General features: G+C 63.7%; 18 protein-coding genes. 12 read left to right on the top strand and 6 right to left on the bottom strand.

Annotated features, from left to right (window positions below; translation table 11 throughout):
* Positions 1-44: 44 nt before the first annotated feature.
* Both GR328_RS16625 and GR328_RS16620 read right to left on the bottom strand, forming a co-directional pair.
* Positions 45-3,128 (bottom strand): efflux RND transporter permease subunit, encoded by a 3,084-nt coding sequence (locus GR328_RS16625; protein WP_160885671.1) that lies wholly within the window; start codon positions 3,126-3,128, stop codon positions 45-47.
* Positions 3,129-3,138: 10 nt separating this feature from the next.
* On the bottom strand, positions 3,139-4,272 hold the full coding sequence (locus GR328_RS16620) for an efflux RND transporter periplasmic adaptor subunit (RefSeq protein WP_160885669.1): 1,134 nt from the start codon (positions 4,270-4,272) through the stop codon (positions 3,139-3,141).
* 144 nt (positions 4,273-4,416) lie between these two features.
* On the opposite strand from GR328_RS16620, the gene GR328_RS16615 reads away from it, so the two are divergent.
* Positions 4,417-4,986, top strand: a complete 570-nt coding sequence (locus GR328_RS16615; protein ID WP_160885667.1) for a TetR/AcrR family transcriptional regulator — start codon at positions 4,417-4,419, stop codon at positions 4,984-4,986.
* A gap of 40 nt (positions 4,987-5,026) precedes the next feature.
* Here the strand turns inward: GR328_RS16615 and GR328_RS16610 are convergent, their stop codons facing one another.
* Genes GR328_RS16610 through GR328_RS16600 form a run of 3 tightly spaced genes read right to left on the bottom strand, consistent with a single transcriptional unit; the run spans position 5,027 to position 8,227 of the window.
* Positions 5,027-6,199, bottom strand: coding sequence for a CaiB/BaiF CoA transferase family protein (locus tag GR328_RS16610; RefSeq protein WP_160885665.1), 1,173 nt, complete (start codon positions 6,197-6,199; stop codon positions 5,027-5,029).
* A 6-nt stretch (positions 6,200-6,205) separates the two neighbouring features.
* Positions 6,206-7,012 (bottom strand): 4-hydroxy-tetrahydrodipicolinate reductase, encoded by an 807-nt coding sequence (gene dapB, locus GR328_RS16605; RefSeq protein ID WP_160885663.1) that lies wholly within the window; start codon positions 7,010-7,012, stop codon positions 6,206-6,208.
* A gap of 15 nt (positions 7,013-7,027) precedes the next feature.
* The gene (locus GR328_RS16600; protein ID WP_160885661.1) at positions 7,028-8,227 is read right to left on the bottom strand and encodes an acyl-CoA dehydrogenase; all 1,200 of its coding nucleotides are present in this window, start codon (positions 8,225-8,227) and stop codon (positions 7,028-7,030) included.
* Positions 8,228-8,371: 144 nt separating this feature from the next.
* Here GR328_RS16600 and GR328_RS16595 point away from each other — a divergent pair, with 144 nt between their 5' ends.
* On the top strand, positions 8,372-9,268 hold the full coding sequence (locus GR328_RS16595) for a transcriptional regulator GcvA (RefSeq protein ID WP_160885659.1): 897 nt from the start codon (positions 8,372-8,374) through the stop codon (positions 9,266-9,268).
* On the opposite strand, the gene GR328_RS16590 is transcribed toward GR328_RS16595, so the two are convergent.
* Entirely contained in the window at positions 9,259-10,446 is a 1,188-nt protein-coding gene (locus GR328_RS16590; protein ID WP_160885657.1) for a multidrug effflux MFS transporter, read from the bottom strand. The genes GR328_RS16595 and GR328_RS16590 overlap by 10 nt on opposite strands.
* A 344-nt stretch (positions 10,447-10,790) precedes the next feature.
* Here GR328_RS16590 and bcsN point away from each other — a divergent pair, with 344 nt between their 5' ends.
* The 10 genes from bcsN (at position 10,791) to GR328_RS16540 (ending at position 25,723) form a co-directional block, all read left to right on the top strand.
* Positions 10,791-11,753 carry a cellulose biosynthesis protein BcsN gene (gene bcsN, locus GR328_RS16585; protein ID WP_160885655.1) on the top strand — a complete coding sequence of 321 codons (963 nt, stop codon included), beginning with the start codon at positions 10,791-10,793 and terminating at the stop codon, positions 11,751-11,753.
* Between the two features lie 174 nt (positions 11,754-11,927).
* Positions 11,928-14,123: a UDP-forming cellulose synthase catalytic subunit gene (bcsA, locus tag GR328_RS16580; protein ID WP_160885653.1), complete on the top strand. Its 2,196-nt coding sequence runs from the start codon at positions 11,928-11,930 to the stop codon at positions 14,121-14,123.
* 9 nt (positions 14,124-14,132) lie between these two features.
* On the top strand, positions 14,133-16,655 hold the full coding sequence (locus tag GR328_RS16575) for a cellulose biosynthesis cyclic di-GMP-binding regulatory protein BcsB (protein ID WP_160885651.1): 2,523 nt from the start codon (positions 14,133-14,135) through the stop codon (positions 16,653-16,655).
* Positions 16,652-17,749 carry a family 8 glycosyl hydrolase gene (locus GR328_RS16570; protein ID WP_160885649.1) on the top strand — a complete coding sequence of 366 codons (1,098 nt, stop codon included), beginning with the start codon at positions 16,652-16,654 and terminating at the stop codon, positions 17,747-17,749. The genes GR328_RS16575 and GR328_RS16570 overlap by 4 nt, the downstream gene beginning before the upstream one ends.
* Before the next feature lie 125 nt (positions 17,750-17,874).
* The gene (locus GR328_RS16565; RefSeq protein WP_160885647.1) at positions 17,875-19,812 is read left to right on the top strand and encodes a tetratricopeptide repeat protein; all 1,938 of its coding nucleotides are present in this window, start codon (positions 17,875-17,877) and stop codon (positions 19,810-19,812) included.
* 327 nt (positions 19,813-20,139) lie between these two features.
* Positions 20,140-21,741: an ABC transporter substrate-binding protein gene (locus GR328_RS16560; RefSeq protein ID WP_205790065.1), complete on the top strand. Its 1,602-nt coding sequence runs from the start codon at positions 20,140-20,142 to the stop codon at positions 21,739-21,741.
* 64 nt (positions 21,742-21,805) lie between these two features.
* Positions 21,806-22,816, top strand: coding sequence for an ABC transporter permease subunit (locus tag GR328_RS16555; RefSeq protein WP_160885643.1), 1,011 nt, complete (start codon positions 21,806-21,808; stop codon positions 22,814-22,816).
* Positions 22,813-23,724 carry an ABC transporter permease subunit gene (locus GR328_RS16550; RefSeq protein ID WP_160885641.1) on the top strand — a complete coding sequence of 304 codons (912 nt, stop codon included), beginning with the start codon at positions 22,813-22,815 and terminating at the stop codon, positions 23,722-23,724. Before GR328_RS16555 ends, GR328_RS16550 begins: the two co-directional genes overlap by 4 nt.
* A gap of 2 nt (positions 23,725-23,726) precedes the next feature.
* Positions 23,727-24,743 carry an ABC transporter ATP-binding protein gene (locus GR328_RS16545; protein ID WP_160885639.1) on the top strand — a complete coding sequence of 339 codons (1,017 nt, stop codon included), beginning with the start codon at positions 23,727-23,729 and terminating at the stop codon, positions 24,741-24,743.
* The gene (locus GR328_RS16540) at positions 24,740-25,723 is read left to right on the top strand and encodes a dipeptide ABC transporter ATP-binding protein (protein ID WP_160885637.1); all 984 of its coding nucleotides are present in this window, start codon (positions 24,740-24,742) and stop codon (positions 25,721-25,723) included. The genes GR328_RS16545 and GR328_RS16540 overlap by 4 nt, the downstream gene beginning before the upstream one ends.
* The last annotated feature ends 2 nt before the right edge of the window (positions 25,724-25,725 follow it).

The following is a 25,725-nucleotide window of genomic DNA, read 5'->3' as shown; positions in this document are numbered from 1 at the left end:
CAGACATGCGCAATGGCCGGACATCGCTGTCCGGCCATTTTCGTTTACTCCGCTGCGAGGGCCCGGCGGTGAGCATGTTCCTCGCTCTCCCGCTCCCTGCGCACGGCTTCCTTGGAGATATAGGTGTAGAACATCGGCACCACGAAGAGCGTGAAGATCGTGCCGATGGACATGCCCGATGCGATCACGAGGCCCATGGAGAAGCGGGCCGCAGCCCCCGCGCCGCTGGCATAAAGCAGCGGGGCGACGCCGAGAACCATGGCCGCCGTGGTCATGAGAATCGGACGCAACCGGACACGGGCGGCCTCCTGGATCGCCTCGCGCTTGCTGACACCGCGCTTCTCCTTCAGTTCGTTGGCGAACTCCACCATCAGAATGCCGTGCTTCGTGATCAGACCGACCAGGGTGATCAGGCCGACCTGCGTGTAGATGTTGAGCGTCGCCAGGCCGACGTTCAGGAAGATCATGGCACCGAACATGGAGAGCGGCACCGACATCATGATGATGAACGGATCGCGGAAGCTCTCGAACTGCGCCGCCAGAACCAGGTAGATCACGATGATGGCAAGGCCGAAGGCAAGCAGAATGGAGCTTCCCTCCTGCACTTCGAGCCGCGACTGTCCGGCATAATCCTCGTAGAAGCCCTGGGGCATGACCTCCCGCGCGATGGAACGCAGGGTAGCCAATCCCTCCGAGGTGGTCACGCCGGGCAGCGGCAGCGCCGAGATCGTGGCCGCGTTCAGCTGGTTGAACTGCTCGATGCTTGCCGGTGCGGCATCCGTTTCAATGCGCACGAGCGCCGAGAGCGGAACCATGGATCCGTCCGACGCCCGCACATAGTACTGAGCCAGAAGCTCCGGGTTCAGGCGATCGGATTGGCGGACCTGACTCACGACGTCATAACTGCGGTTGTCCCGGTCGAACTTGGAGATCGGAGCGCCGCCGACGAGCGCGCCGAGCGTGCTGCCGATCTGGCTCACCGGCACTCCGAGAGCCGCCGCACGGTCGCGGTCCACCGTGATGCGCGCACGAGGCGTCTCGTAGGAGATCGAGTTCTGCACGACGATGAACTTGCCGGACTTCTGCGCGCGCTGGCGCACCTGCTCACCGACCTCGTAGGCCTGCGCCGGATCGCCGATGGTCCGCAGCACATACTGGATCGGGAGGCCGCCACCGGCACCTGGCAGGGACGGGGGCGCGAAGACGAAGGCCTGGAGGCCACCGTTCTCGTCCAGCAGGTTCTGAATCTCCTGCTTGGTCTCGGCACCTTTCTTCTCGCGTTCGTTCCACGGCTTCAGCTTGAAACCCACGAAGCCGCCGCCGCCGCCGTCGGTGCCGACGATCAGGAAGTTGGCGTCGATCTCGGGGATCGTCTCGCCAGCCTTGGTGAACTGCTGTGCGAAGGTCTGCGTGTAATCGGCCGTTGCGTATTTCGGCGCGTTGACGAGGCCGAGATAGGCACCCTGATCCTCTTCCGGCGCGAGCTCGGACGAGGTCTTCGAGAAGAGGTATCCCGTGGTCGCAAGCAGCATCATCACGATGACGAGCGTGACAGGACGATAGTCCAGCGAGCCCTTCAGGCGTCGCCCGTACCAGTCCTCCAGGCGCGTGAAAGTGCGGTCCACGAACCCGGCGAAGCGGCCTTGAGCGGCATGGGGCTTCAGGAGCTTGGAGGACATCATGGGCGAGAGGGTGACCGCAATGATGCCCGAGATGATTACCGAGCCTGCGAGAGTGAACGCGAATTCGCGGAAGAGCGAACCGGTCAGGCCTTGCGTGAAGCCGATAGGCGCATACACGGCCGCCAGGGTGATAGTCATCGATACGATGGGCAGGAAGATTTCCTTCATTCCCACGATGGCCGCGTCGACCGGCTTCAACCCTTCCTCGATGTGCCGGTGGATATTCTCCAAGACCACGATTGCGTCGTCCACCACGAGACCGATGGCGAGCACCATCGCCAGCAGGGTCAGGAGGTTGATCGAATATCCCAGTGCGTAAAGGAAGAAGCATACGCCGATGAGCGAGAGCGGAATCGTGACGATGGGGATCAGCACCGAGCGGAAGGAGCCCAGGAACAGCAGGATCACCACCACGACGATGAGCGCGGCTTCGCCGATGGTCTTGAACACTTCCTCGATGGAGGCCGAGATGAAGTCCGACGCGTCGTAGACGATCTGCACCGTCATACCCTTGGGGAGGGTCGAGCGGATCTCTTCGATGGCCCTCGTGACTTCCTCTGCTACCGTGAGCGGGTTCGCGGAGGGCGTCGGCGTAACGCCGATGAAGGTGCCCTCCTTGCCGTTGAAGCTCACTTTCACGTCGGTACTCTCGGGCCCCAGTTCCACATCCGCCACATCGCGCAGGCGGATGACCTGATCGCCATTGGAGCGGATCGGCAGCGCGCCGAAGGTTTCCGGCGTCTGCAGGGTGGTCTGCATCTGCAGCGAATACGCGACATACTCGTTCTGTGTCTTGCCCGGCGCCGCGAGGAAGTTGTTGGCGCCGATCGCCGAAACCACGTCACCCGCCGTCACGCCGCGGGCGGCAAGACGCACGGGGTCGATCCACACGCGCATCGCGAAATCGCGCCCGCCGAGGATCTCGGCATTACCGACGCCATCGAGCGTCGCAAAGCGCGGCTGCACCACGCGGGTCAGGAATTCCGATACCTGCTCGGGCGTCATCTCCGTACTGGCGAAGGTGATGTACATGAGGGCGAAGGTCTGGCCCGTGCCCTTCACGATCACGGGATCCTCGGCCTCCTGCGGCAACTGCGCGCGCACCTGCTGCACCTTGGCGGTGACCTCGGTCAGCGCCGCGTTCGGATCCGTGTTCAGGCGCATGCGCACTGAAACCGTGCTCACGCCGAGACGGCTCTGAGTCGTTACGTAATCGACGCCTTCCGCGCTCGACACGGACTTGGCGATGGGCGTGCTGATGAAGCCCTGGATCAGGTCGGCGCTCGCGCCCGTATAGGCCGTCGTGATGGTGATCGTGGTCTCCTCGACCTCAGGATATTGGCGCACCTGGAGGTTCATCAGACCCTGTGCGCCGAGCAGCAGGATCAGGAGACTCACCACCATCGACAAGACGGGGCGACGGATGAAAAGCTCTGTGAAACTCATGGCGTGTTGCCTATTGACCGTCCGCGAGCCCACTCGCGTCGAGCTTCGTCACATCAATGGTGTTGTTGATCTTGACCGTGGCACCGGCCTGCAGCTTGTTCTGCCCCGAGGCGACGACCTGCTGGCCGGGCGCAATGCCGGAAATGATCTCGAGAACACCGCTGCGGCGGCGGCCGGTCTTCACGAAGATCTGGCGTGCCACCTGAACTTGGCTGCCTGCCCGCTCTTCCTGCTCGATCGCGTAGACATAATCACCATAGAGGCTCGTGATAACCGCCGTCTGTGGCACGGTGATGACGTTGGGCTCCTCAGGCAGAACCACCTCCACGTGGAGGAACTGACCGGGCAGGATCGCGCCGTCCTTGTTGTCCTCGACCACTGCCTGCACGGCTACGAGACGGGTCTTGGGGTCGACGCGGGGATCCTTGCCGATGACGTGGCCCTTGAAGGGAAGATCGCCCTCCCTCACGCCGACGCGGACCTCCTGGCCGAGCTTGACGTTCACCGCCATCTGCTCAGGCACCGTGAAATCCACCTTCATGGACGACAGGTCCTGGAAGCTCGCCACGACCGTTCCGGGCTGAATGTATTGACCCACGTCGATCTGCGGGATTCCGATAATGCCGGAGAACGGCGCCTTCAGGGCCTTCTGATCGATCACGGCTCTCACGCGCGCCTCCTGGGCACGGGAGGTCGCCAGCTGGGCCTGGTTCTGCTCGAAGGTTGCCTCGGCGGCGATGCCGCGGGAAGCCAGCTGCCGCGAGCGCTCGAAATTGGCCTCGGCGAGCTTCACCTGCGCCTGAACATTGGCGAGATCGGCCTGATCGACCGCATCATCAAGCTGCACCAGCACGGTGCCTTCCTCGACGTTCTGGTTGGGCTTGAAGTTGATGCTCTTCACCACGCCGCCGACCTGAACGGCGAGTTCCACGCCGTTCGCAGCCTTGGCGGTACCGATGGCGCTGATGCTGGGCGTCCAGGTCTTCGCCTCGACCTTGACAGACGTCACGGTCTGCGGCGGCGGCTGCATGTTGGCGAAGAACTGCGTGATCATCTTGTCCCGGAACAGGTTGAACCCCACCAGTCCGGCACAGAGCAAGATCGCAAGGATAAAGACGAGGCTGACGATGATGCGCCGTTTCATGGGCTTCTTCCAGGAGTTACACACCCGTCAGACGGGTTACAGACTTATGGTTTGGAGGTGCGGCATCAGCTCAACTTGCCCTTGACGCTAATGCTGCGGCACCATTTATATACCGACCGGACGGTTTAGTTGCAAGAGTTGCGAATGTTAGAGAATGCCCGAGGCCGCAAGAGTTCCCGCGAGAAGATTCTCGATGCGGCCGCGGAACTTGTTGCAGAAATCGGCGCGGGACGGCTCACCCTCGAAGCGGTGGCCGAGCGAGCCGGTCTCAGCAAGGGCGGACTTCTCTATAACTTCCCGACCAAGGATGCGCTGCTGCAAGCCATGATCCAGCGCATGATCGACCAGGTCGCCGAAGCCAGGGAGGCGCTGCGCGCCCAGATAGGGCCTGGCCCCAACCTGGAGGCACGGGTGGTCACGACAAGCCTGCTGAACATGTACTGCGGGGGCAAGATGCAGGAGATCGCCACGGGCATGATGGCGGCGGCAGCCGAAAACCCGCGCCTGCTCGATCCTGTTCGGCAGGTGATCTCCGCAACGGTAGAGCAGATCAAAACCAGCTCGGACGACGCCGAGTCCGCCCTGCTCGGCTGGCTCGCCGTCCAGGGCCTGAGCAATCTCGAGATGCACAATCTCAGTCCGTTCTCGGACGAGGATCGGGAGCGGATCGTCGGTATGATCAACCGCCTGCTCACCAAGGGTATCGCCCCTTAGGGCACTGGACCGAAAGCCGAATCCCTCTCGGTCCGATGTTCTAGGCCATCCAGGACGGGTCGTTCAGCACTTCATCCGTATGTTCGCCCAGGCGCGGCGAGGGGCAGGCAGCCGCCATCGGTTCGCCGTTCATGACAATGGGCGAGCGCACGGAGGGAATCGCGCCGCCCTTCGCGAACGACGAGGGAAGATCGATCCTCATGCCGCGCGCGATCACCTGAGGATCGGCGAAAACATCCGCCACCGTGTTGATGGGGCCCGCAGGCACGCCCTGTTTCTCGAGCGCCGAGAGCAAGGCTTCCCGCGTCGTTTGGAGCGTGAGCCCGGTCAGGACCGGCACGAGTTCGGCGCGGTGCCGCACGCGGCCCGCATTGGTGGCGAAACGCTCGTCCTGAGCGAGTTCGGGCTGCCCCAGAACGGCGACGAAGCGGGAGAATTGCCCGTCGTTGCCCACCGCCACGATGACATGACCGTCGGAAACCGGGAAAACCTGATAGGGCACGATGTTGGGATGCGCATTGCCCATGCGCCGCGGTGATGTACCGGAAGCCAGATAGTTCATGGCCTGGTTGGCCAGCACGCTCGTCTGCACGTCGAGGAGCGCCATGTCGAGATGCGCGCCCTCACCCGTCTGGTCGCGACGGCGGAGAGCCGCGAGAATGCCGACCACCGAGTAGACGCCGGTGAAGATATCGACATAGGCCACACCGATCTTCTGCGGCTCCCCCTCCGGATCGCCGGTCAGGTCCATGATGCCGCCGAGGCCCTGGATCATGAAGTCGTAGCCCGCCCGCGAGGCATAGGGACCGTTCTGGCCGAAGCCGGTAATGGAGCAATAGACGAGACGCGGATTGCCGGCTTTCAGGCTTTCGTAATCGAGACCGTACTTCTTCAACCCGCCGACCTTGAAGTTCTCGATCACCACGTCCGCATGGGCCGCGAGCTTGCGCACGAGGGCTTGGCCTTCGGCGCTCTCGAAATCGACCGCGATGGAGCGCTTGCCGCGATTGCAGGAATGGAAGTAAGCGGCAGACAGATCCCCGCCATCGGCGGCCTCCACGAAGGGTGGCCCCCAGCCGCGCGTGTCGTCGCCCGCACCGGGACGCTCCACCTTCACCACGTCGGCGCCGAGATCGGCGAGCATCTGACCGACCCAGGGGCCGGCGAGAATGCGGGCGAGTTCGAGAACCTTGAGGCCTGCAAGCGGTTTCATGAACGATCAATCCATTACGGCATCGAGGCCGCGCTTCAATCCGATGAAGGAAAAGACACGGCGCGCAGCCAGAAGGGTGCCGGCGACGTAAGGGGCGGCCGAGGATCCCGCGTCGTGACGGAGCACGAGGCGCTCGTTGTCCGCGCCGAACACCGCCTCGCAGGACAGGACGAAGGATGGCATGCGCAGGGAGTGAACCTGCACCGGGAGCTTTGCACCGAGAGTGCCGCCGCGGGTTTCCCGCACGCCGGTCAGCTCATCGACCGGCTTCGATGTCGCGGGCTGGCGCACCTCGCTGAGAAGCTCGGCGAGTTCCCGCGCCGTGCCGGAGGGCGTGTCCGGCTTCTTCGCCGAAGCGTAGTCGATGACCTCCACATCCGGTACATAACGGGCGGCTTCCAGCGCAAAGCGGCGCAGGAGCGTCGCCGTGATCGAGAAGTTTCCGGCCGCCAGCACGCCCCGCTCGGCTTCGAGCGCAACCCGATCGATCTCCGCATAATCCTCGGCGGAGAGACCCGACGTGCCGATCACCAAGGAGCGCCCCCGGGCCAGCGCGGTGAGGGCATGCGCCTTGACCGCGCCGGGCTTGGTATAGTCGATCACCACGTCGGAGGGGGCCGCCAATGCCTCTTCGAGAGTCCCGCTGATCGCGACGCCGAGACGGGAAAGCCCCGCCGCCTCGCCGGCATCCTGGCCCGCCGCGCTGCGGCTGACGGCGCCGACGAGTTCCAGATCGTCGGAAGCGGCAATCGCCGCGACCAGTGCTTTGCCGACCCATCCCGTCGACCCGGCCAGGGTGATCCGAAGAGGCATGATCCCGTTCCTATCTCAGAAGAACGCCTGCAGGCCCGTCTGCGCACGCCCCAGGATGAGGGCGTGCACGTCGTGCGTGCCCTCATAGGTGTTCACGGTCTCCAGGTTCTGAGCGTGGCGCATGACGTGGTATTCCTCCTGGATGCCGTTGCCGCCGTGCATGTCGCGCGCCATTCGGGCAATCTCGAGCGCCTTTCCGCAATTGTTGCGCTTGACGAGCGAGATCATCTCGGGAGCCATGCGGCCCTCGTCGAAGAGGCGGCCGACGCGCAGGCTGGCGTGGAGACCGAGCGTGATCTCGGTCATCATGTCGGCGAGCTTCTTCTGGACGAGCTGGGTCGCCGCGAGCGGCTTGTCGAACTGCTTGCGGTCGAGCGTGTACTGGCGGGCCCGGTGCCAGCAATCCTCGGCCGCGCCCATGGCGCCCCAGGAGATGCCGTAACGCGCCCGGTTGAGGCAGCCGAAGGGACCCTTCAGGCCGGAGACGTTCGGCAGGAGCGCGTCCTCGCCCACCTCGACGCCGTCCATGACGATCTCGCCGGTGATCGAGGCGCGCAAGCTGAGCTTGCCGCCGATCTTCGGAGCGGAAAGCCCCTTCATGCCCTTGTCCAGCACGAAGCCGCGGATCTGGTTGTCATGAGCCTCCGACTTCGCCCACACCACGAACACGTCCGCGATGGGGGAGTTCGAGATCCACATCTTCGAACCCTTCAGGCGATAGCCGCCCTCGATCTTCTCGGCGCGGGTCTTCATCCCGGCCGGATCGGAGCCCGCATCCGGCTCGGTCAGGCCGAAACAGCCCACGAACTCTCCCGAGGCGAGCTTGGGCAGGTACTTCCGGCGCTGCTCCTCGGAACCGTAGGCATAGATCGGGTACATCACCAGGGAGGACTGCACGCTCATCATGGAGCGGTAGCCGGAATCGACGCGCTCCACCTCGCGGGCCACGAGACCGTAGGCCACATAGGAGGCGCCGGCGCAGCCGTATTCCTCCGGCAGGGTCACGCCCAGGAGGCCGAGCTCGCCCATCTCGTTGAAGATCTCGCGGTCGGTGCGCTCCTCCCGGTAGGCCTCGATCACGCGCGGCAGGAGCCTGTCCTGGGCATAGGCGCGCGCCGTGTCGCGGATCATGCGCTCGTCGTCGGTGAGCAGCTCGTCGAGGAGGAGCGGATCTTCCCACTTGAGCTTCGCGATGTCCTGATGTGCACCTGCCATGATGAGCAATCCTCTTCCGTATAGCGCGGGAGGTTAGTCCGGAACCCCGGGCAAACCTGTTGAATTTTGCTGGAAAATCGCGCTGGACAGGGGAGAAGTAAAGCGACATCTTCGCAGCAGGTTATTCGAAAATGGAATGAACTGGTGCTCCGTCGCGGCTTTCTACCCAATATCGGCAATCTCCTCGCCTTCGAAGCCACAGCTCGTCACGGCAGCGTCTCGCGCGCTGCCGAGGAGCTGAACCTGACTCAAAGCGCCGTCTCCCGCCAGATCCAGCAGCTCGAGGATTCGCTCGGCGTTTCCCTGTTCAGCCGCTCCCGCCAGAGAGTGGTGCTGACCGATGTCGGGCGTCTCTATGCCTCGCAGGTCCGCGCCACCCTCACGGAGCTCTCGGATGCCACTCATCAGGCCATCGCATTGTCGGGCACGAGCGGCGTTCTGAACCTGGCGACGCTGCCGACCTTCGGCACTCGATGGCTCATTCCCCGCATTCCGCACTTCCTCGCCGAGCACCCGGACGCAACGGTGAATTTCGGCGTTCGCCTCGTGCCCTTCGATTTTTCCGCCGAGCCCTTCGACGCCGCCATCCATTTCGGCGCGCCGCATTGGCCGGGCGCAATCTGCGAATTGCTGCGAAGGGAAGAGGCCGTGCCCGTCTGCAGCCCGGCCTATCGTGAACGCGAGGCGATCCGCTCTCCTCAGGACCTCGCCCGCGCCACCCTGCTCCAGCAGAGCACGCGGCCGGCAGCCTGGGCCGAATGGTTTGCGAGCGTGGGCGTCGATGCCGGCAACCCCATGCGGGGGCCCCGGTTCGAGCAGTTCGCCATGGTCGCTCAGGCCGCCGCCGCGGGCCTGGGGGTCGGGCTCATTCCCCATTTCCTGATCGCGGACGAACTCGCCGGCGGGCGCCTCGAGGTTCTCTTCCCGCAAAGCATCCTGAGCGTCGGGGCATATTTCCTCGTCTATCCGGAGCACAAGGCGGAAGCGCCCCTGGTCCGCTCCTTCCGCGACTGGATTCTCGCGCAGAGCAATCAGGAATAGGCGTGCCTCGGCTTCAGAATCCGCATGCTCAGGACGAAGGCTACCCAGCCGCAGACCACGATGCCGCCGACCATCGAGAGCGAAGTTCCATCGTAGAGCGCGCTCACCAGCGCGATCAGGACGGCGCCGGTGCTGAGCTGCAGAGTGCCCATCAGCGCTGAGGCCGTTCCGGCGATCGGTCCATGCTCCTCCAGCGCAAGCACCGCCGTCGAGGGAATGACATAGCCGAGGCAGCCGAAGGACAGGAACAGGAGCCCCCAGAGGATGTAGGCGTTGTCGGCCCCTGCCACCGTCAGGATGAACAGCAGACTCACCAGAGCCGCGAAGACGGAAATGGCGATGCGAACCACCCGCTCGGCGCCGAAGCGGCGCATGAGGGCGCTGTTGAACTGCGCGCTGCCGATGAAGGCGATCGCGTTGGACGCGAAGATCATGCTGTAGTGCGACGGCGACAAACCGAAATGCTCGATGAAGATCACGGACGAGCCGGCCAAGTAGGCGAAGAAGCTCGCCTGACTGAAACCGCCGATGAAGGCGAGGCCTCGGAAGCGGCGATCCTTGAGGAGTTTCTTGTAGGTGGCGAATGTCTGACCGAGGCTCTGCCGGATCGCGCCTTCCGGACGGGTTTCCGGCAGCAGGAACAGCAGCACGGCCATGCCCCCGAGGCCAATGGCCGCGATGGCCCAGAAGATGAAGCGCCAGCTGAAGAATTCGGTCAGGGTGCTGCCGGCGAGGGGGGCAAGGATCGGGGATACGCTGAACACCAGCATCGTGGTCGCCATCAGGCGTGCGGCCTCGTGGCCGGTATGCAGATCCCGGATGATCGCCCGGGGAATCACCATGGCCGCACAGGACCCGACCCCCTGCAGAAAGCGAAAGGCGATGAGCGCTTCCACGTTCGGAGCATAGCTGCAGCCGATGCTGCCCAAGACGAATAGCCCCAGCCCCCCGTAGAGCGGCGGCTTGCGGCCGAAGCGGTCCGAGAGCGGTCCATAGGCTAGCTGACAGATTGCCACCGCCAGGAAGAAGCTCATCAGGCTCATCTGCACGGCGCCCACATCCACCTGAAATTCGCGTGCGATCGCCGGGAAAGCCGGCAGGTACATATCGATGGCGAAGGGTCCGATGGCGGACAGCATCCCGAGAACGAGCGCATTGCGCAGAAAGGCGGATCGCATGGAATCGGCTCTCAAGCCCGAGGCTTCTTGAAGCGGAAACGGGAAAGCGGCCCGACCACGGCTTCAGATCGGGCAAGCAGCACATGGACCGCGCCTGGGCTGACGGCCGGAGGTCACTGAGGGGCGACGCTGTCCTGCTTTGATGCTCCGCGGGCCGCCCGTCAAGCCGCGCCCTTCACGTTTCCAAGACAACAATCTCTGAACCGGGCCTCCGGTTACCTTTCGTTAACTATGTTTGTCCATGCCTGATTAGAGATCCACCGATGCGTCGGTCCTCGAGGAGCAGCGTTTCCAGGATGGGCACATCCCGAGAACCCGGCCACCAGCCAGAATTGATCCCGCCCATGCCGTTCTCCCGCCTCCACGATCGGACCGACCTGGACGTCCCGGCGCTTGCGGCACGTAACGGCTCGACTTGGCGCCTCGGCAGGAGCATCAGGGCCGTTCTCCTCATGGCGCCACTCCTGGCAGCAGCGTGCACGACCCGATCGGAGCTGGGCTTTGCCACGCTCATGAGCGAGGTCCCGGCCACCCAGGCGATCATCGTGCCGCCACCCGGCGGCCCGTCCATCGTAGCGGTTCTGCAGCGAAGGTATCAGAATGGCATCGAGCAGGAGATTGCCCTGTCGACCGCCTCCCTGACACCGGGCCAGAACGCCTTCCACGTGACGCTCGCCAGCGGATCCGGAGCGCAATCCGAAGTCGATGATGCCCTAAACCTGCCGCCCATGACGGAGGACCGGCTTCGGAAAGAAATGGAGGAACGCCTGCCCGGGATCGAGATGCAGACCTCCCTCGTCTATGTGCAGAACAAATACGGCCCTTTCGGCTTCGCTACCGGCCGTTCCGGCAGCGGCGATGTATGCCTCTACGCGTGGCAGCGGATCGAACCCAACGAACCGGCCATCCTGGTGCCGGGCGGGGTTGTTTCCGTCCGCCTGCGCCTGTGCGATTTAGCCGCGACCCCGGAGCAGCTCCTGCGCAGCATGTACGGCTTTACCATCTCGGCCTATTACATGTCCGGCTCCTGGAACCCCTATGGGGCACCACCGAAGGTGCCCGAGCATCTGGGCGGCGTCGACGCGCCGATTTATCCGTTCGGCATGAACAGCGCCGCCCCTCATGCCGTTGTACGCAAGCGGCATATCCAGGTGCGTGCCGACCCGGGTCCGGCGGCGGCCCGGATCATCGACAAGGATACGGTCCTTCCCTCGCCGCCGGCCCAGCCGAGCCTTCCTCCGGCCGAGGAACCTGCCGCCTCCCCGCAACCCGGCTATCCGGTCGTGCCCCCTCCACCTTCGCAGTGAGGCAGCAGCCTTGCCTATGTAAAGTAGTTACATTGCAGAACACAATATTCACCAGCGTACCAAGAAACGCAAATATATAGTAATCGTATTTCGTATTCGAAGGTGGACCTTCAGTAATCGTTCGCTTATGCGTGATCCTTATTGCGCAACAATTTTGACTGAGAACACTAAAAGATGCGTAGGGGTGCACTCGTAGCCTTATGGGCGGTGGCGGCGATGCTCATCGTCCTGCTGGTCGCCCTTCCTATCAGTCTTCAGACACATCTCGTCGCGGGCCTCGTGGTGGTGGCCTGCATGATCGTGCTGAAGTTCTTTCGCGCCCAGGGCGTCTGGCGCGTGATCGCGCTGGCTCTCGGGACGGCCATCGTCCTGCGTTACGTCTTCTGGCGCACCACGAGCACCATCCCGCCGTATACGGAGCTGACGAACTTCATCCCCGCGATCCTGCTCTATATCGCCGAGATGTACAGCGTGATGATGCTGTTCTTGAGCCTCTTCGTGGTGTCGAGCCCGATGCCCTCGCGCAAGCCGCCGAAGATCGACCCGAACAACCTGCCGACGGTCGACGTGTTCGTGCCGAGCTACAACGAGGATGCGAGTCTTCTGGCCACCACCCTCGCCGCCGCCAAGGCCATGAGTTATCCGGCGGAGAAATTCACCGTCTGGCTGCTCGACGACGGCGGAACGGACGAGAAATGCAATTCCGACAATGTGCACGCAGCCGAGGCGGCCCGCGCACGGCGCACCGAGCTTCAGGCCCTCTGTTCCGCTCTCGACGTCAGGTATCTCACCCGCGCGCGCAACCTTCATGCCAAGGCGGGCAATCTCAACAACGGTCTTGAACATTCCACCGGCGACCTCGTCGCCGTGTTCGATGCGGATCATGCCCCGGCACGGAGCTTTCTGGAGGAGACCGTCGGATTCTTCAGCGCCGACAAGAATCTGTTCCTTGTCCAGACACCGCACTTCTTCATCAATCCCGATCCGCTCGAGCGCAATCTCGGCACCTTCCAAACCATGCCGTCGGAGAACGAAATGTTCTACGGCGTCATCCAGCGGGGCCTGGACAAATGGGACGCGGCCTTCTTCTGCGGCTCGGCCGCCGTGCTCCGGCGCGAGGCCCTGCAGGAGACCAACGGGTTCAGCGGGTTGAGCATCACTGAAGATTGCGAGACCGCACTCGATCTTCATGCACGCGGCTGGAGCAGCGTGTACGTGGACAAGCCGCTGATCGCCGGCCTCCAGCCCGATACCTTTGCGAGCTTCATCGGCCAGCGCACGCGCTGGGCGCAGGGCATGTTGCAGATCATGCGCTTCAGCTTCCCGCTCTTGAAGCGCGGACTGAGGCTCCCGCAGCGCCTTGCGTACATGTCGAGCACCCTGTTCTGGCTCTTTCCGTTCTCGCGTCTCGTATTCCTGCTGTCGCCGCTCTGTTATCTGTTCTTCTCGCTGGAGATCTTCACCGCATCGGGCGGCGAGTTCCTGGCCTATACGTTCACCTATATGATGGTGAACTTCATGATGCAGAACTATCTCTATGGCCGTTACCGCTGGCCGTGGATCTCGGATCTCTACGAATATATCCAGACGATCTATCTGCTTCCCGCCCTTTTGTCCGTGATGGCCAATCCGAAGAGGCCGACCTTCAAGGTCACCTCCAAGGGCGAGTCCATGCTCGAGAGCCGCGTCTCGGAACTCGGCACGCCCTATTTCATCATCTTCGGCGTCCTGTTGCTAGGCGTCGTCGCCACGGGCGTTCGCGTTTGGCTGGAGCCCTACAAGGCCGACCTGACCCTGGTCACGGGCGCTTGGAACGTTCTCAACCTCATCATCGCGGGATGCGCATTGGGGGTCGTTTCGGAGCGGGCCTCGCGGCGCATGAGTCACCGCGTGCGTATCGATCGCACCTGCCGATTCCTGTTCGGCGACGAGATCATCGAAGCCTCGGTGCGTGACATTTCCGTGGGGGGGGCGCGGCTGCACGTCGCGCCCTCCAACGAGCCCAGCCTCAAGAAAGGTGCGCTCGGCACTCTTGAATTCATGCCCTATGCCGAACTGCCGTCCCAACACATGCCGGTCGAGATCCGCAAGATCCGCATGGACGACAAGGGCCTGCTGCTGGGCTGCCGCTTCCTGATCGAGAGCCCCGAGCACCACAAGCTCGTGGCCGATCTCGTCTTCGCGAATGCGGATCAGTGGAGCACATTCCAGAAGCGCCGCCACCAGGATATCGGCGTGCTGCGCGGCACGTTGTGGTTTCTCATGGTCTCCCTCTACCAGACCGGGCGAGGCCTTTCCTATCTCTTCGGCCTTCAGCGGATCGGCATCTCCAAGCCGCCGGCGCCGTCGGTTCCGTCGGCCCTCAAATAGAGGCGTGTCATGCGCTCCCTTCTGATTCCCCTCCTCATCGCTTTCGAATTGCTGGGAGCACGGACGGCGGCAGCACAGGTCGCGCCGTTCAGCATGGGCGGAACGCCCGCCAGGCCGTCCGCCGGTGCGCCGCCCTCGCAATCGGGCGCTCTGCCTGCCGCGTTCGACATGCGTGCTTCCCCCACGACACCGGGAGCGGCGGCTCCGCCGCCCGCACCTTCGGCCTCCCGGAACTCCGCAGCACCGTTTCGGATGGCACCAGGGGAATCGGCGCCGAGCGCCCATTCAAGGCCCGCTGTCGCCGCCCCGCCAAACCGCCCGTCTCCCGTCCGCATCGAGCGCCCGATCCTGCCGTTCGAAACCATTCGCCTCGAAGGCGAGACCGATGCACAGTCCTGGACCTTTCATCTGACGCAGGACGAGGCCACGAGCGGCGCGTCGGTCGCGGTCGGCTACAAGAACGCGGTCGTGGTGATGCCGGAGGGCTCGCGGCTCAGGGTCGTGATCAACGGCGAGACCGTCATCGACACGCCGGTCCAATCCTCCGAGGACATCAGGTCCGTGACCGCCGCCATCCGGCCGGGTCTCTTACGTGCGGGGTCGAACTTCATCCGCATTGAAGCCGTACAGCGCCACAGGACGGACTGCACCATCGCCGCCACTTACGAGCTTTGGACCGATGTGGATTCGGCCTCCACCAAGCTCGTTTTCGCCGAGGGCGCCACCAAGACCCTGCGCAGCCTCGAGGATCTCCCCGCCGTCGGCGTCGACACTTCCGGTGTCACGACGATCCGGGTGGTCGCGCCCAAGGTCTATCGGCCCGAGATCCGCGACCGTCTGCTGCGCCTCGTGCAGCTGATCGCCCTGCGCGGCCGCTATGCCCGGCCTGTGGTTCAGGTGGTCGAATCCGATCCAGGCCCCTCCCCCGTGGGAACGATCAAGGTGGTGATGGGGCTTGCGGGCGAATTGCGCGGGCTGGTTCCGGGCGTGCCGGACACCGTCATGACTCAGCCCCTGACGATGATGATGCAGGAGCCGGGATCGCTCGGCTCCACTCTCGTCGTTTCCGGCCCGACCTGGAGCGATCTGGATTCGGCCATCGCCGTCATCGGCGCACAGGCCACCAGTACAGGGAAGATCGATCCCGGCGTCATCGATACGGCCTCCTGGCATTGGCCCGAGGTTCAAACGGCATTCGGCCGCCGTTCCTTCCGATTCGCGGATCTCGGCATCTCGACCCAGGAATTCTCGGGGCGCCGTCTCAAGAGCCGGTTCATGATGAATCTCCCGCCGGATTTCTATGCGACGGAATACGGCGAGGCGCTCCTCTATGTCGATGCGGCCTACACGGCGGCGGTCAAGCCCGGCAGCCATGTGAACGTCTTCGTCAACGACATGATCAGCACGCAGCTCGTGATCACGGCACACGGGGATATCGTCAAGCGACATGCCATCAGGGTGCCTCTCAAGCACTTCAAGGCAGGCCTCAACAGCATCACAGTGGAAGTGGGCCTCTTGACCGACGCGGATGATCGCTGCGCGCCGGGCGAGACATTGTCGGAGACGAACCGCTTCGTCCTCTTCGACACCAGCAGCCTCGAATTTCCCGATTTCGGACGCATCGGACGCCAGCCCGACCTCGGGGTGCTGAGCACCGGTCACTTCCCCGACGAGGATGGCCCGACGACGATCGTGCTGGGCCGTCCCGACGCGCTGAACGTTGCAGCCGCGGGCACGTTCCTCGCGCGCATGGCACGCACTGCGGGAACTCCCATGCGGACGCGATTCGCCAGCGCCACCTCGGCGGATGACGCATCCGTGGTCTTCATCGGCGCCGTCGAACAGATCCCATCGGGTCTTCTCAGCCGAGTGCGGGTTTCCGAACACCTGCGTCTCGTCTGGCCGGCAACCCCTCTCCAGTCCGGATCCTCCCCCTCGCAGGTCGTGAGCACGGACTTCACGATGACTCTGAAGCCGCTTTCGGCCGACCGCAGCAGCACGGCCTCGACCGACGAGGTCCGCAAACGCTGGTCGGAATCCTTCCGCAGGCAGGGAATCCTGCATCAGACGCTCGGCACGGTTCAGGACTGGATGGAGCAGACTTTCAGCCTGTCCATCAACTCTCTGTCGCTGGGAACGCGGATCGACAGCCCTTATGAGCCGCCGCAGCGGTCGACTCTTCTCATCGCGCAGAACCGGACGCCCGAAGCCGGGATCTGGACCCTCGTGACTGCCCGCACGGAAGAGGCACTGACAGAGGAAATGGCCCGCATGGCGGACCCGCTCCTGTGGTCGAAGGTCGCCGGCCGCGCGGTCGCGCTCGATCCGCGTGAATTCAAGCTGCAGATCGAGCCGATTCAGGACTACGACTTCGTCCAGACGCAGCCCTTCTCTCTGCTGAACCTGCGCCTCGTCGCGGCCAACTGGATGTCGGCGAACATTCTCCAATATGCTCTGCTCATGGTGGCGTTCTGCCTGCTTCTGGGAACGGCAACCTATCTGCTCCTCAAACGCTTGGGGCGGCCGTCATGAGAAACTTCGCAAGACGCGGCTCAACGCTCCTGCCCTGGCTGCTTGCCGGACTGCTTGCGGCCGCGCCGGCGGCGACTCCCTCCTGGGGTCTGGCCGTGCAACCCCTGAACGTGGTCGGCACCCTTCCATCCGCGGAATGGGAGGCCTATCGCTCCCGCTTCGTCGAGGACAACGGACGGGTCGTCGACAACGCCAACGGCAACATCAGCCATAGCGAAGGACAGGGCTACGGCCTGCTCCTCGCATTGGCCGCCAATGACCGCGTAACCTTCGAGAAGATCTGGACCTTTATCTTCACCGAACTGCTGATCCGGGACGATGGTCTCGTTGCCTGGAAATGGGATCCGGCGGCCAGGCCCCGCGTCACCGACAGCAACAACGCGACCGATGGGGACATCCTCATCGCCTACGCGCTGGCGAAGGCGGCGACCGCCTGGAAGGAGCCCCGGTATGCGGCCGCTGCGCAGAAACTTGCAAGGGCCATCGGCAAGAACACCTTCGGCCGCATCGGCGGATCCGTCTTCCTTTTGCCGGGTGCGGAGGGATTCAATGAAGGCGAGCGCCCGGACGGTCCCGTGGTCAATCTCTCCTATTGGGTGTTCGAAGCCTTTCCCGTGCTCGCGGGCCTCGCGCCCGAATACAAGTGGAACAGCGTCTGGCGAGAGGGAGTGGGCCTGCTTCAACAGGCCACCTCCGGCCGGATCCGGCTCCCTGCGGACTGGATCTCCATCCAGCGCAGGATGCAGACGAAGCCCGCCGACGGTTTTCCTCCGGAGTTCGGTTACAACTCGTTAAGGATACCACTTTACCTTCTCAGGGCAGGAATGACTGATTTGGAGTGGCTGCGCGCCCTCAGGCAGCGCTGGTCCGCCGGAAACGAAGGAGTGGCCGTCGTCAATGTAGTGACCGGAAATATCCGGGAGCGGCTGACCGACCAGGGCTATACCATCCTCTCGGCCGCCCTGGCTTGCGCACTGGACGGAACGCCTGTTCCCGAAGGGCTCAAGACCTTTCAGCCGCAGCTCTATTATCCGTCGACCCTGTACCTGATGACGAAGTCCTGGCTTGGTGAAAAGCATCCGCAATGCGTCTAACTAGCAGCGCTATAACGATTGCGGTCCTCGGCCTGGGCTTTACGGCAATCGCGCAGCAACAAGGCCCTGCCGAGGGACAGCCCCCTTCCACGGCCCCCTCTGCTCCGTCGAGCAACCAGCCGCAGGTGGATGAATCGGCTCTCCGTTACTTCGCCTCTCAGGGCGATACCCGTCGCGTGAACGCGGAGATCGCCCGCCTGCGCGCGCTCTATCCCAACTGGACGCCGCCGAGCGACCTGTCCCAGCTCTCGGCCGGGGCCGTCGCGGCCGATCCGATCATCGAGCGTTTGTGGAACCTCTACAAGGAGGATCGTGTCGCGGAGGTGCGCGCGGCCATCGCCGAGCGACAAAGCTCCGATCCCAACTGGAAGCCGCCGGACGAGCTGGTGACGGCCCTCGACACCGTCGAGGCACGCCGGCGCCTCGTCAATGCGTCCGATTCCGGCCAGTGGCGTACGGTGCTTACCGTTGCGACGGAGAATCCGAATCTTCTGACCTGCATGAACGTGGACGTGCTCTGGCGCGTCGCCGAGGCCTTCGCCAAGACGGGGCAGCCCGACCGCACGCGGGACGTCTACACCTATCTCCTCACCAACTGCGCCAATCCCGGCGAGCGCCTGGCGACGTTGCAGAAGGCCCTTGCCCTCCTCCCGGACAACCAAGTGGCGGACCTGCTTCAGTTCGAGCGCAAGACCGGCGACGAGCCCGACAATTTCGACTCTATCCGCGGAGAGCTGGCACGCCGCCGCGTGGAGCGCGCAGCCAACGACGAAACGATGACCGCTTCCGCGGAAGATCTCGCCACCGTCGATCGACTGATCCGCAGCTCGGACGAGCCCGGCCCCGTGCTGGTCCTGGCCTGGTACAATTATCACCACGGCAATCCTGCGCGCGCACTCGAACTGTTCAAGACGGCGCTCGATCGCAATGGCGGAGGCAAGGCGGCGGAAGGCTATGCCATGTCCCTGCGCGCCCTGGAGCGCCTCGTAGAAGCCGAGGCCTTCGCCTATGACTGGCGCGACAGGGCGCCCGCGAACATGAAGATCTATCTCGACGTGGCAACGGCCCTGCTGGCTCAGGACCCGCCGCCGCGCCTCGAGGCTCGCATCGTGTCGAGGATCGTTCCGGTTGTCGCGAGCCAACGCTTTCCCGACGGGGCTCAGGCGATCGGCTGGTATTCCTACAACACTGGCCAGTACCAGAGGGCCCGGGAGTGGTTCCGCCAGGCTCTGAAGTGGAGGGCCGATGACGAGCCCTCCGCCTATGGACTTGCCTTGTCCGCCCAGCAACTGAACGACCGGGCCAACTTCAATGCCATCGTCGCGCAATGGCGCGACCGTTCGGAGCGAATTGCGGATCTTGCCGCCGGCGCCACCCCTCGCGCATCCCGGCAGCGTGTTTCACAGGGACAATTGCTGCAGCCCGCCGACAGAGAGCCGCAAGTCTCTGTTCGCTCCGTCTCCGTTCGAACCGAAGCTCCGCGCGCATTCGTCGAGCGCAGCACCGTGGAGGCGGAACCGAGACTGCGCAGGGGCGGCCACCGGACCTGCGTCATGACCCGCAATTCCAAGGGTTTGGCTCCCGATACGGCGCTCACCCTCGGCTGGTGCCTGATGGAAGCCGACCGCCCCATGGAAGCCGTCGACGCCTTTGATCAGGCCATCCGCCGAGGCAGCGCCCGCACCCGCGAGGAAGCCGCCTATGGCAAGTCCCTCGCCTATCTGCGCAAGAACCTGACCGCGGAAGCCGCCGTGGCGGCCGCCCAGACTCCGCAGACGGGCGGGCGGCGGATTGAGCTGAGCGCCTCCATCCTCGGGCAGCGGGCCCTCGCCGCCTATCGGGACGGACGCTACGTGGAAGCCATTCTGGCGCTGAGCGAGCGGGCCCGGATCGTGCCGGAGCAGACCGATCTCATGCTGATCAGAGGCTGGTCCTACTACAGGCTCGGCCGGTATGACGATGCGGAAAAAATCTTCCGCGCCGTTCAGCGCACGGGTTCTTCGAAAGAAGCCGGCGTGGGCCTGAACGCCGTCATGGAAGCCAGATACCCCACCCGTCAGTGAACGGCCCCCGGACCCGCATCGTTTCGGGCCCCTCCTCCGTGTTTGCCCCAACGGAAGCTATGCCGCCGCTCCCTGTTCGGGGCGGCAACCGGCATCGATTGTCCGGCTGTGGACGGCGGGGTGATCAAAGGCGTCGCAAATCCCGTAGAATCTCGGAAAATTGAAGCCGGCGAATTCTTAAAGGAAAATGCGCGAACCGGCACAAAATGGTAAATTTCTTCCAAAAATGAGCCAAGGTTGCCGGGACAGATTGACATTATTGGGGCTTCGCACCTTAACTTCGTCACAGAACGGCCACGTGCAATGCCGTCTCAGAGGACCAAGATAATGAAGAAATCAGCCCTTTTCGCAGCGATCTGCGTTCCGGCTTTCCTGGCAGCTGCCCCGCTGGCCGCCAAAACCCTCGTTTACTGCTCCGAAGGCAGCCCAGAGAACTTCTATCCCGGCGTCAACACCACAGGCACGTCCTTCGATGCCAGCGAGCAGATCTACAGCCGCATCGTCGAGTTCGAGCGCGGCGGCACGAAAGTCCAGCCGAGCCTCGCCGAGAAGTGGGACGTCTCCGCTGACGGTACGGTCTACACCTTCCACCTCCGCAAGGGCGTGAAGTGGCATTCCAACAAGAATTTCAAACCCACCCGCGACATGAACGCCGATGACATCGTGTTCATGTTCGAGCGCCAGTGGAAGGAAGACAATCCTTACTTCAGGGTCACCAGCCCGAACCACTCCTACTTCGGCGACATGGGCATGCCCGCCCTGCTGAAATCCGTGGAGAAGGTCGACGACTACACGGTCCGCATCACCCTGAACCGTCCGGAAGCTCCGTTCCTGGCCAACCTCGCCATGATGTGGGCGAGCGTTCAGTCGAAGGAATACGCCGATGCCATGCTGAAGGCCGGCACCCCTGAGAAGATCGACCAGGATCCGATCGGCACGGGCCCATTCTACTTGGTTCAGTACCAGAAGGACGCGATCATCCGCTACAAGGCCTTCCCCGATTATTTCCGTGGCAAGGCGAAACTCGACGACCTCGTCTTCTCGATCACCCCGGATGCCTCCGTGCGCTGGGCAAAGCTCCAGAAGGGCGAATGCCACGTCATGCCGTATCCCAATCCGGCTGACCTGGAGGCCATGCGGAAGGATCCCAACGTCCAGATTCTCGAGCAGCCCGGCCTCAACATCGGCTATCTCGCCTATCAGACCACGAAGAAGCCCTTCGACGACGTGCGCGTCCGCAAGGCTTTCAACATGGCCATGAACAAGAAGGCCATCGTCGACGCGGTGTTCCTCGGCTCCGGCGTTCCGGCCAAGAACCCGATCCCGCCGTCCATGTGGTCGTACAATGACAGCATTCAGGACGACGAGTACAACCCGGAAGCCGCCAAGAAGCTCCTGGCTGAAGCCGGCTATCCGAACGGTCTTGAGACCGACCTCTGGGCGATGCCGGTTCAGCGCCCATACAACCCGAATGCCCGCCGCATCGCCGAGCTGATGCAGGCCGACCTCGCCAAGATCGGCGTGAAGGCCGAGATCAAGAGCTTCGAATGGGGCGAATACCGCAAGCGCGCTCAGGCGGGCGAGCACCAGATGGCTCAGCTCGGCTGGACGGGCGACAATGGCGACCCGGACAACTTCCTGCACACCCTGCTGGGCTGTGCCTCGGCGCAAAGCGCGTCGGGATCGAACATCGCCAAGTGGTGCCACAAGCCGTTCGACGATCTCGTCACAAAGGCCAAGGTCACGACCGATCAGGCCGAGCGCGCCAAGCTCTACGAGCAGGCTCAGGTGATCTTCAAGGAGCAGGCTCCGTGGTTCACGGTGGCCCACGCCGTGCAGCTGAAGCCGGTCCGCAAGGAAGTCGTGGACTTCAAGCTCTCGCCGTTCGGCCGTCACACCTTCTACGGCGTGGACATCAAGGGCAAGTAAGCCTTCACACTCAACCTGTGGCGGAGCGGCTCGTTCAGCCGCTCCGCCTTTTTACGTTCAAGCAATGCTCAGATTTATTCTTACCCGCGTCAGCCTGATCATTCCGACCTTCCTCGGAATCACGCTGCTTGCCTTCTTCCTGATCCGCCTGGTTCCGGGCGATCCGATCGAAACCCTTGCCGGCGAGCGCGGCATCGACCCTGCCCGCCATGAGCAGCTCCTGAAGGAATACGGCCTCGACAAGCCGATCTTCGTTCAATACGGAATCTATCTGTCTCGTGTCCTGCAAGGCGATCTCGGCAAGTCGATGATCACGCAGGAGCCGGTTCTGAACGAATTCAAGGCCCTGTTCCCGGCGACCGTCGAGCTGGCGCTCTGTGCCATTCTCTTCGCCCTGATGATCGGCCTGCCCGCGGGCATCATCGCCGCTCTTCGACGAAATTCGATTTTCGACCATGGCGTGATGGGCATATCGCTCACCGGCTATTCCATGCCGATCTTCTGGTGGGGCCTCATCCTCATTCTGATCTTCTCCGTGCAGTTCGACCTCACCCCGGTCTCGGGCCGCATCGACGTCCTGTACTATATCGAGCCGACCACCGGCTTCCTGCTGATCGATACGCTTCTCTCCGAGGAGGAAGGCGCATTCTGGTCGGCGGTCGAACATCTGATCCTGCCAACCATCGTTCTCGGCACCGTGCCGCTTGCCGTGATCGCGCGCATGACCCGCTCCGCGATGCTGGAGGTGCTCGGCGAAGATTACATCCGCACGGCCAAGGCCAAAGGACTGTCGCGCTTCCGCATCGTCGCCCTGCACGCGCTGCGCAATGCCCTCATTCCCGTCATCACCGTGATCGGCCTGCAGATCGGCGTATTGTTCACCGGCGCGATTCTCACCGAGACCATCTTCTCCTGGCCGGGTGTGGGCAAATGGCTCATCGACGCCATCTTCCGCCGCGATTATCCCGTCCTGCAGGGCGGCGCCCTGCTGCTCGGCGTCGTGGTGATGAGCGTGAACCTTCTCGTCGACCTCGCCTACGGCCTCATCAATCCTCGCATCAGGCACACGCGATGACCACTGAAACCATGGAAGCTCCGGCCGCCGCGGCTCCGACGGCCACCCCTCCCCATCCGCTGCGTGAATTCTGGGGTTATTTCAGCGCCAATCACGGCGCTGTCGCCGGCCTCGTGATCATCGTGGCCGTCGTACTCGTCGCACTTCTGGCGGACGTGATCGCTCCGCACGATCCGAACGTCACCAATACCGCGCTCGCTCTAAAGCCGCCGTTCTGGCAGGAGGGCGGATCGATCGCCTATCCGCTCGGCACGGATCCCATCGGTCGCGACATTCTCTCGCGCATGATCCACGGCGCGCGCCTGTCGCTCCTCATCGGCATCGCCGTGGTGGCGATCTCCATCGCCCTCGGCACCGTGCTGGGCCTCGTCGCCGGATTCTTCCGCGGCATCACCGAGATCTTCATCATGCGCCTGATGGACATCGTCCTCACGCTGCCGAGCCTTCTGCTCGCCATCGTAATCGTGGCCGTGCTGGGACCGGGCCTGATGAACGCCATGCTCGCCGTCGCCCTCGTGATTTTGCCGCACTACGTTCGTCTTGCACGCGCGGCGGTGATCACCGAAACCTCCAAGGACTACGTGACGGCGGCCCGCGTGAGCGGCGCCGGCACAGTACGGCTGATGTTCAAGGAAGTGCTGCCGAACTGCACGGCCCCTCTTATCGTGCAGGCCTCGCTCGGCATTTCCACCGCAATCCTCGACGCCGCGGCTCTCGGCTTCCTCGGTCTCGGCGCACAGCCGCCGTCGCCGGAATGGGGCACCATGCTGGCGGATGCTCGCGAGTTCGTCCTCCGTGCGTGGTGGGTCGTGACCTTCCCCGGCCTCGCGATCCTCATCACCGTTCTTGCCTTCAATCTTCTGGGCGACGGCCTCCGTGACGCCCTGGATCCCAAACTGAAGCGCTGATCATGGCTCTTGTCGAAATCGAAAATCTATCGGTCGAATTCCCGACCCAAGGCGGCATCATGCGTGCCGTGGACGGTGTCAGCCTCAAGCTCGAAGAAGGCGAGGTTCTCGGCGTCGTGGGCGAATCCGGATCCGGCAAAAGCGTGACGATGCTGGCCCTCATGGGCCTCATCCCCTTCCCGGGCCGCGTGAAGGCGGACAAGCTCACCTTCAACGGCCGCGACCTCCTGACGATCTCCGAACGCGATCGCCGCAAGCTCACCGGCAAGGACGTCGCAATGATCTTCCAGGAGCCGATGACAAGCCTGAACCCGTCCTTCACCATCGGCTTTCAGCTCACCGAGACGCTGCGCCTGCACGAGGGCATGGACCGTAAGGCCGCGCGTCGCCGGGCGATCGAGCTGCTCGAGCAGGTGGGCATTCCCTCGCCCGAAAGCCGCCTCTCCGCTTTCCCGCACCAGATGTCGGGCGGCATGAACCAGCGCGTGATGATCGCCATGGCGATCGCGTGCAATCCCAAGCTCCTGATCGCCGACGAGCCCACCACCGCGCTCGACGTGACAATCCAGGCGCAGATCCTGGATCTGCTCATGACGCTCCAAAAGGAGCGCAACATGGGCCTCGTCATGATCACGCACAACATGGGCGTCGTCGCCGACACCGCCCAGCGCGTGATGGTGATGTATGCGGGCCAGATCATGGAGGAACGCTCCGCCGCGGATCTGTTCGCCTCGCCGCAGCACCCCTACACGGCCGCCCTGCTCGCCGCCCTGCCGGAGCGCAGCGAAGGCGGACGCCTTGCGACGATCCCCGGCGTCGTGCCGGGCCTCTACGACCGTCCGAAAGGCTGCCTGTTCAGCCCGCGCTGCGCCTATGCCACCGAGCATTCACGCAGTGTACGGCCGGAGCTGCGTCCCTGGGCCGGTGGGCACATCCGCTGCCATTACCCGCTCGGCGATCCGGACCGGGACGCCGCCATCCAGCACGATCATCCCATTAAGACGGAGGCTGCGTCGTGAGCGCTCCCGTTGTTGAAGCCAAGGGCCTGAGGCAGATCTACAAGGTCAAGCGCGGGCTGTTCAAGGAGCCGGCCGCCCTGCAGGCGGTGGGCGGCATCTCGTTTTCCATCGAACCCGGCAAGACGCTGGCGGTGGTAGGCGAATCCGGTTGCGGCAAGTCCACCCTCGCGCGCATGGTGACCTTGATCGAGAAGCCGACCGAAGGGGAACTGACCCTGGACGGCATCGATGCGGTCAACCCGCCGTCGAACTACGCCAAGGAGCTGCGCCGCATGGTGCAGCTGGTCTTCCAGAACCCCTACGGCTCCCTCAACCCCCGCAAGAAGGTCGGCACGATTCTGGAGGAGCCGCTCGTCATCAACACCGATCTCTCCTCTGCGGAGCGCAAGGAGCAGGTGCGGACGATGATGGCGAAGGTTGGCCTGCGTCCCGAGCACTACAACCGTTATCCGCACATGTTCTCCGGCGGTCAGCGCCAGCGCATCGCGATCGCTCGCGCGCTGATGCTGTCGCCGAAGCTGGTGGTGGCGGACGAGCCGGTCTCCGCGCTCGACGTGTCGATCCAGGCGCAGGTGCTCAACCTCCTCGCCGATCTCCAGCAGGAGATGGGTCTCGCCTATCTCTTTATTTCGCATGATCTCGGCGTGGTCCGGCACATCGCTCACGACGTGCTCGTCATGTATCTCGGCCATGCCGTCGAGCACGGACCCAAGGAAAAGATCTACGCGCGCCCGCTGCATCCCTACACGCAGGCGCTCCTCTCCTCCACGCCCGGCATCACGGGTGTCCGACGCAAGCGCATCGTGCTCAAGGGCGAACTTCCCTCGCCGCTCAATCCGCCGAAGGGCTGCGTATTCTCGACCCGCTGCCCCTATGTGACGGAGCGCTGCAAGGTCGAGCGCCCGGCTTTGCGCGAGCTAGACGGCCGTCAGGTCGCCTGCCACTACGCCGAGAACTTCCTGACGGAAACGGCGGCTTGAGC

Origin of the sequence: Microvirga makkahensis, assembly GCF_009830105.1 — a bacterium.
Classification (GTDB): Bacteria; Pseudomonadota; Alphaproteobacteria; order Rhizobiales; family Beijerinckiaceae; genus Microvirga; species Microvirga makkahensis.
This window is presented reverse-complemented; position numbering and strand designations above follow the sequence as displayed.

Coding starts and splice junctions, on each gene's coding strand:
- GR328_RS16625 (WP_160885671.1), bottom strand. CDS start 3,128: ATGAGTTTCACAGAGCTTTTCATCCGTCGCCCCGTCTTGTCGATGGTG.
- GR328_RS16620 (WP_160885669.1), bottom strand. CDS start 4,272: ATGAAACGGCGCATCATCGTCAGCCTCGTCTTTATCCTTGCGATCTTG.
- GR328_RS16615 (WP_160885667.1), top strand. CDS start 4,417: ATGTTAGAGAATGCCCGAGGCCGCAAGAGTTCCCGCGAGAAGATTCTC.
- GR328_RS16610 (WP_160885665.1), bottom strand. CDS start 6,199: ATGAAACCGCTTGCAGGCCTCAAGGTTCTCGAACTCGCCCGCATTCTC.
- dapB (WP_160885663.1), bottom strand. CDS start 7,012: ATGCCTCTTCGGATCACCCTGGCCGGGTCGACGGGATGGGTCGGCAAA.
- GR328_RS16600 (WP_160885661.1), bottom strand. CDS start 8,227: ATGGCAGGTGCACATCAGGACATCGCGAAGCTCAAGTGGGAAGATCCG.
- GR328_RS16590 (WP_160885657.1), bottom strand. CDS start 10,446: ATGCGATCCGCCTTTCTGCGCAATGCGCTCGTTCTCGGGATGCTGTCC.
- bcsN (WP_160885655.1), top strand. CDS start 10,791: ATGCCGTTCTCCCGCCTCCACGATCGGACCGACCTGGACGTCCCGGCG.
- bcsA (WP_160885653.1), top strand. CDS start 11,928: ATGCGTAGGGGTGCACTCGTAGCCTTATGGGCGGTGGCGGCGATGCTC.
- GR328_RS16575 (WP_160885651.1), top strand. CDS start 14,133: ATGCGCTCCCTTCTGATTCCCCTCCTCATCGCTTTCGAATTGCTGGGA.
- GR328_RS16570 (WP_160885649.1), top strand. CDS start 16,652: ATGAGAAACTTCGCAAGACGCGGCTCAACGCTCCTGCCCTGGCTGCTT.
- GR328_RS16560 (WP_205790065.1), top strand. CDS start 20,140: ATGAAGAAATCAGCCCTTTTCGCAGCGATCTGCGTTCCGGCTTTCCTG.
- GR328_RS16555 (WP_160885643.1), top strand. CDS start 21,806: ATGCTCAGATTTATTCTTACCCGCGTCAGCCTGATCATTCCGACCTTC.
- GR328_RS16550 (WP_160885641.1), top strand. CDS start 22,813: ATGACCACTGAAACCATGGAAGCTCCGGCCGCCGCGGCTCCGACGGCC.
- GR328_RS16545 (WP_160885639.1), top strand. CDS start 23,727: ATGGCTCTTGTCGAAATCGAAAATCTATCGGTCGAATTCCCGACCCAA.